The organism is Belnapia moabensis DSM 16746 (genome assembly GCF_000745835.1).
GTDB classification, from domain to species: Bacteria; Pseudomonadota; Alphaproteobacteria; order Acetobacterales; family Acetobacteraceae; genus Belnapia; species Belnapia moabensis.
On sequence record NZ_KN050762.1, the window covers coordinates 1 to 6,195 of the forward strand.

The window sequence follows — 6,195 nt, forward strand, 5'->3', positions numbered from 1 at the left end:
TCATGTTCCCGGTCAGCTACCGTGATCTCGAGCTCATGCTGGCCGACCGCGGCGTCGAGGTGGCGCATACCACGGTGTTCCGCTGGGTGCAGACCTATGCACCGGAAATCGAGAAGCGCATTCGGCCGCACCTGCGTCTGAGCAACGGCTCCTGGAGAACCGATGAGACCTATGTTCGGGTGAAGGGCCGCTGGATGTACCTGTATCGGGCCGTGGACAGCCGTGGGCAGACCATCGACTTTCTGCTCTCGGCCAAGCGCGATGCCGAGGCTGCAAAGCGCTTCTTCCGCAAGGCACTCGGGCAGTCGCATACGGTGAACCCGCGCACCATCACCGTGGACAAGAACCCAGCTTACCCGTGCGCCACGGCGGAGATGAAGGCAGACAACGAGCTGTGGCGCTTCGCCCGGCTACGACAATGCAAGTTTCTCAATAACATTGTGGAACAAGACCACCGGCGCTTGAAACGCCTGGTCAGACCGGGTCTGGGCTTCGGCGATTTCCACACGGCACGACGAACACTGGCAGGCTACGAGGCGATGGCGATGATCAGGAAGGGGCAGGTACTGAAGGTTGGCGGACGAGACATGCGGACCCAAGCCACCTTTATCGCCGAGCTGTTCCAGGTCGCCGCCTGATCTGGAGCCTGTCAGGGCTATTCGCAATCCGCCCCAAACTTTGCAACACAACCTTCGCCGCCGCCTGCCCGCAGGCGGTGCTGTTCCGCGGCCTTGCCCGCAGCTTCCACCCAGCCGGGCCATGAGCAACGGGGCCAGTGCCCCACGACGCCTCTCGCCCAGCAACCTCCAACGCCGCCCGTCCGAGCACAAACACACCGCCGCAGGCGGATGCAGGCGTATGCCCGCCGCTCAGATCAGCCCGCAGACGCCCCTGCCTTTGCTGCCCGGCGAATAGAATGGGCTACGCCAGGACCGGGAACAATTCAGGTGAGGCAATGCGCCGGGAAACTTGGTTGACGCGCCACATGGATCATCATCTGATCCAGGGAATGCCAAGTCACGGTGACTGCAACATCGACCGGAGCAGACGGCCAGTCATCTTTTCTTGCGCTATGACCACTTCGCTCCTGAATGCAGGACGCCAAGCTAGTTCTTCAGCTGAACCGGAGCAGCGTTCGCCGTTCGGCAAGGCATAGTTGTAAGCGATCTGAATGGGACGCTGGTTATCCGATCCAGCCTGGGTTGCCGAAACGCCGGCGCCCAGGATGGCGTCGGCAAAATCGAACATGCCGTTCGACAGAGCGTAGGAAAGCAAAGGACGCCCATTAATCGGCTTTGTAAGGTCCGCGCCTTCGGTTATCGAGACAGCTAACATCTTCTCAAGAGCTTGGAGACGGTCGAGCTGGCCCCTTTCGCACCCAGTTAGCGCTCGCCGTAGAGCTTCAGATGTGGCCTCGACGACAAAGTGGAAAACCATTTTTCCCCCAGGACCTGGATCGGACGGCGAACCACCAGCCGCGAGGACAGCTTGGTATAGCGTGAGGTGAGCAAATTGAATGGCCGATCGAGCGGGCAAAGCTTGAAGAGTTTTTGGATCCGCACCCAACCGCAGCAGCGCCAACGTCATGTCGAACATGTCGTAGTCTTGCCGGTTCGTTTGCAGCGCGAGGGCGAGCGGCGGACGTTGCTGGTTTGCCGGACCGGTCGGCAGGTTGATGTCGGCTCCGCGACGCACCAACGTCGAAACTGCGCCAGCTCGTCCTGTCAATACGGCATAGCCCAGCAGAGTATGGTCTGCGACGCGCCCGTTAGCATTGGCGCCGCGCTCAAGCGCCTTTTTTAGGAGATCCTCCTGGCCGATGTTCATCGCCATAACCGCCATCTCCTCCAGGGACTGCGCCCTGGCCGACACGAACGGACTTAAAGGAAGAGCAGTCAAACTTAGGGTGAGAACGAAAGCTCCGCGCCGGATCATCGAAGGGAGGTTCATCGGAGATTGTTTCCGTCGATTGAGAGGATCACGCCGCGTTGTCCGCGGAAGGGCGCTGTGCATGTGCCCATTTGGGTTAGAGCAAAACGGACCTTGACCATCTGCCCGGGCTGGGGGCTCAGAGCCTCCTGTCCGGCAATAAGGGCCACTGCCACGTCAGCCCGGTTGGAGCCCATGTCGAGCTCGATCATGCTGGGAAAGGCGGCGCGGACGCGTCCTGTCCAAGCAAATTCCTTGCCCTCATGCTGATCTTTGAAAATGCTAGCTCGAGCGACCAGCGGTTCGCTGCTGCGGCAACCGACGGCGCCATTCACCGTTACAAATTCATCTGAGAAAGGAGTCGGAGCTCCCCGTGCTGCCGCAAGGGCCGAGGCCTGAGTCCCCGGATTGGGAGGTGGTGAGGATGAGACTGGAGGGGCGTTGGCCGCCGCTGCAGCCTGCGTCTCCCGAGTGGCCCGAAGCTGTGCCTCAAGCTCCTGACGCAGGGCCGTCAAGCGCTCCAGCTCCTGCTCAGCCTCTTTTCGTTGCCGACGGATCCGCTCCTCTTCCAGCTGAATAGTCGCGCTTTGCTGGGCACTCGTTGAAGGACCCGGTGCCTTCTGGCTGACCGTAGCCTGCATCTGCTGCTCAAATAGAGCGATCTGCCGTTCGCGCTGCGCTGTCGCCGTTTCGTCCTGCTCGCGCTTAGCGTTCACTCGTGCAACTGCGGCTTGCCGGGCTTGCTGTACATCCAACGCGCCACCACGGGCACTGAGCTGGTCGAGCGAACGGCGAGCACGGTCAGGCTGATCCCCCGCGGCTTCGGCATAGGCCAACAGGTCGGTCATTTCTCGGCGGCTGACCGAAGGCGCCTCACCGCGTTCGGCCATCAATGCCAAGAAAAGCGCGGCATCGGGCCGATCCAAGCGGACGGCGTTGCGCAGCAACTCGACGGCACGCGTGGCGTCCTGCGGAACGCCCCGTCCTGCGGCAACCAACCGGCCAAGGTTGTAAATTGAAACAGATCGACCTTGCGCAGCCGCACGGCTGTACCAGATAGCCGCTTCCGCATAATCTCGCGGCATACCGCGCGCGTTCTCATACATGAAGCCGAGAGTATTCTGCGCGGCTTGGTGGCCCCGCTCAGCTGCCCAGCGATACCAGCGAATGGCTTGCGCATCATCCTTCGTCGTACCTTCGCCGTTCCCATAAGCCCAACCCAGCGCGAATGCGGCCGCGACGTAGCCACGGTTCGCCGCTTGAGTGTAATGGCTGAAACTTTCGGTGAAGTTCCGAGCGGAATCTTGGGCAAGTCCTAACTGGAAGCGTAGGCGAGGGTTGTTTGGGTCTTGCTGTATGGCCGCCTCACAAGCGGGCACGGCGCGCATGGGATCGCGCTGGTTCCACATCACCGGCGAAGCGACACGATTAGGGTCGTCGGGATGCGCAGTGAGAACATCACAGAAGGTCGTCTGTGCGATAGCCGGCTGTGCCTGGGCCACCGTTGAGGATGTGCTCAGGGCGATCACTGCCACTAGAAGGAGAGGAGACGCGAGGTCCGCTTTCCTGTGAAACAGCTCTCCAGGACTGGTGCTGTTTCTACTGATGGAATTCCTGTTCGAGTTTGCCAGCACAGTCGGCATCCTGACGCTTGAGACTTCCATCATGTACGCACACCTTATAGGTGAAAAAAAGCTGGTCTGTTCCTCTTTGTGGCGTTGATGCGTGGATGAGCAGACAGTACTGATCCCACCTGGTCCGAGATGTTATGCGATAGGGGATGAAAACCGGCCTCGCGGCCGGATCATGCGATTGAGCACCGCGGTGGCCATGGCGATTTCGGTGATTGTCAAAGAAGTTGTCCGGTGCCGATCAGGCGGCGTCTCTGATTTCGTGGTTGCTGGTGTCGCGCTCGGGGTTGAGGCAGACGTCGCCAACCGGCGACCAGTTGCGGATCTGACGTGACCAGCGCGTGGGGTTGGCGGCACGGGCTTCGGTATAAAGCTGGATGCGACGAGTGAGGAGTTCGCGGTCCTGGCCGGTGTGTCGGGCGTTGGGTGTGACGAACCGGATCGCGCTGCGCTGGTGTTCGTGATTGTACCAGCTGACGAACCGGGCGACCCAACGTTGCGCGTCCTCTTTGCTGGCGAACCCCGACCCCGGCCAGTCCGGCCTGTACTTGCAGGTCCGGAACAGGGCTTCCGAGAAGGGGTTGTCGTCCGCGACCCGCGGCCGGCTGTAGGAGGCGGTGACGCCGAGCCGCTCGAGGGTGGCCTTCATGGTGGCGCCTTTCATCGGGCTGCCATTGTCGGCGTGCAGGACGAGTGGGTGGGTGAGGCAGCCCTCGGCGCAGACTGCACGGCGCACGAGCTCGGCAGCATGTTCGGCGCTTTCGCGCTCATGGATTTCCCAGCCGACAATCTTGCGGCTGTAGATGTCGAGGATGAGGTACAGGTAGAAGAACCCGCCCCGGATCGAGCCGGGCATCCAGGTGATGTCCCAGCTCCAGACCTGGCAGGGACCGCGGGCGCGGTGGCTGGTCGGCAGTGGGCGACGCGCCGGCGGCCGGGCCCGGCCACGGTGGTGCTGCTGATCCGCAGCCCGCAGGATGCGGTAGAAGCTTGCTTCCGAGGCGAGATAGCGGCCCGCATCGGCGAGCCGGGGCACAATCTGGCTCGGCGGCAGGCTCTTGAAGGCCGGGCTGTTGCAGGTGTCCAGCACCGCCGGCGTTCCGCCTCGGACAGTCGGTTGCTCGGTGCTGGCCGCGGCGCCGTCGGACGGCGGTCTTCGGGCGCGCCATCCCTGGCCCGCCAGCGCCGACAGGTCCGCTCGTCGATCCCGAGTTCGGCGCAGGCCTGGGCGCGACGCGCGCCGGCCGCGGTGGCCTGATCGATCAGCGCCATGGCATTCTGGCGATCTGGGGTGCTGATCATGCGTCCTCGCCGTCCCCCCAGATCGCCGCGGCGTTTTTTCGGAGCACCAGCAGTGCCGCCGCCTCAGCCAGCGCCTTCTCCTTGCGCGCCAGGTCCTGCTCGAGGGCCTTGACGCGCTTCCTCTCCTCCTTGGTTGCCTGGCCCAGCCGATGGCTGCTGGCGCGCTCCCAGTCGTTGGCCTGCTCGCAGGCGGCCCGCCAGGCCCCGATTTGTTCGGGGTAGAGACCCCGCTGACGGCAGTAGGCGGCAAGATCGGCCTCGTTCATGGCTGCCGTCTCGATCACCGCAGCGAACTTGCGGCGCGACGTCCAACCCTCCGTAAGCGTCGTCTACAGGCCCTTGGAGCCTTCGGTTGAGGCTGGCCGCTCCTGCGGGTCGGCCCAGCGCCAGGGCATCAGTTCGTCGATACGGTCATTGGGCCAGCCGTTGACCAGGCGGGTGAGCAGATCGGTGAAGTAGCGCTGCGGATCGACGCCATTGAGCTTGCACGTTTCGACCAGCGATGCTGCCGCGCACCAGCGGGCGCCGCCGTCATCGCTGGAGGCGAACAGCGCGTTCTTCCTGCTGAGGCAAACGGGCCGGATGGCACGTTCGACGGTACGGGCAGACCGCTTGCCGCCACACCACTGGCTTCGCCACCCCAGCCGCCCGCGCCGGCGTACCCGAGGCGCAGATCATGGCCCAGACCAGCCACCGTTCTCTGCCAATGCACGGGGCTACATCCGCCGAGGGTCGCTCTTTTGACCAACCAGGGATGGGCAGAGCGAGCCGAGGCAGAAGCGGTGGCCCTGGCGGCCCGGCTGGCTCGACCGAGATGGCGGCAGCCGAGGCACGAGCAACAGCGGAGCGGCGGGCGGAGGAACTGGCAGCCGAACGCCTTCGCGCGGCTGTCGCAGCTGAGGAAGTGAAGGTGCGTGAGGCGGGCCGGATTGTCTCGGTCGTGGTCACCATTCGCGGTGGGCGTCAATGGCGATGGTCGGCGCTCCCGTAAAGGCTCGGCAACCTGGTGCGCCGGCCCACTTTGCACGCTGAGCTACTGAGCTGCGTTCGCCTCTCGCATCGCTCGCTCGCAGAGTCTGGCCACCTCTGGGTCAGACGGCAGAAAGTTCCCTATTTGATCTCGGACTGTTGGTGCTTGCTGGCGATCATCGTTGGATACCGTAGCTTGAGAGAGGCCAAAAAACTCCCGCTGCGAAACCGTTAACCCGCGTGTCAGGCTGGCACAGCTAGCTACAGTGAGGGCCTGATCCTTTGGGAAGACAGTCCACAGCCGCGCCGTGTTGTCCGAAGACGCGGTGACCAGCCGGCGACCGTCCGGGCTGAAGGCAGCGTG

At 63.4% G+C, this 6,195-nt stretch carries 5 protein-coding genes and 1 pseudogene; 1 reads left to right on the plus strand and 5 read right to left on the minus strand.

Features of this window, described 5'->3' with window-relative positions:
• On the plus strand, nt 1-638 hold a 638-nt coding region (locus EP26_RS31455; RefSeq protein WP_043344544.1), incomplete at its 5' end, for an IS6 family transposase.
• Nucleotides 639-1,017: 379 nt separating this feature from the next.
• Here the strand turns inward: EP26_RS31455 and EP26_RS36120 are convergent.
• The 5 genes and pseudogenes from EP26_RS36120 to EP26_RS34550 form a co-directional block, all read right to left on the minus strand.
• The gene (locus EP26_RS36120) at nt 1,018-1,950 is read right to left on the minus strand and encodes a hypothetical protein (protein WP_211259677.1); all 933 of its coding nucleotides are present in this window, start codon (nt 1,948-1,950) and stop codon (nt 1,018-1,020) included.
• Complete coding sequence (locus EP26_RS34545) at nt 1,947-3,596, minus strand: tetratricopeptide repeat protein (RefSeq protein WP_084113230.1); 1,650 nt, start codon at nt 3,594-3,596, stop codon at nt 1,947-1,949. Before EP26_RS34545 ends, EP26_RS36120 begins: the two co-directional genes overlap by 4 nt.
• Nucleotides 3,597-3,801: 205 nt before the next feature.
• Nucleotides 3,802-4,650 carry a DDE-type integrase/transposase/recombinase gene (locus EP26_RS31465; protein WP_084113231.1) on the minus strand — a complete coding sequence of 283 codons (849 nt, stop codon included), beginning with the start codon at nt 4,648-4,650 and terminating at the stop codon, nt 3,802-3,804.
• Nucleotides 4,651-4,858: 208 nt separating this feature from the next.
• The gene (locus EP26_RS31470) at nt 4,859-5,128 is read right to left on the minus strand and encodes a transposase (protein ID WP_084113233.1); all 270 of its coding nucleotides are present in this window, start codon (nt 5,126-5,128) and stop codon (nt 4,859-4,861) included.
• 63 nt (nt 5,129-5,191) lie between these two features.
• Nucleotides 5,192-5,458: pseudogene (locus tag EP26_RS34550) on the minus strand (transposase domain-containing protein); the annotation flags it as partial.
• Nucleotides 5,459-6,195 lie beyond the last annotated feature (737 nt).

What these genes read in the sequence shown, in the direction of transcription:
- EP26_RS36120 (WP_211259677.1), bottom strand. Translation starts at nt 1,950, where the DNA reads ATGAACCTCCCTTCGATGATCCGGCGCGGAGCTTTCGTTCTCACCCTA.
- EP26_RS31470 (WP_084113233.1), bottom strand. Translation starts at nt 5,128, where the DNA reads ATGAACGAGGCCGATCTTGCCGCCTACTGCCGTCAGCGGGGTCTCTAC.
- EP26_RS34545 (WP_084113230.1), bottom strand. Translation starts at nt 3,596, where the DNA reads ATGATGGAAGTCTCAAGCGTCAGGATGCCGACTGTGCTGGCAAACTCG.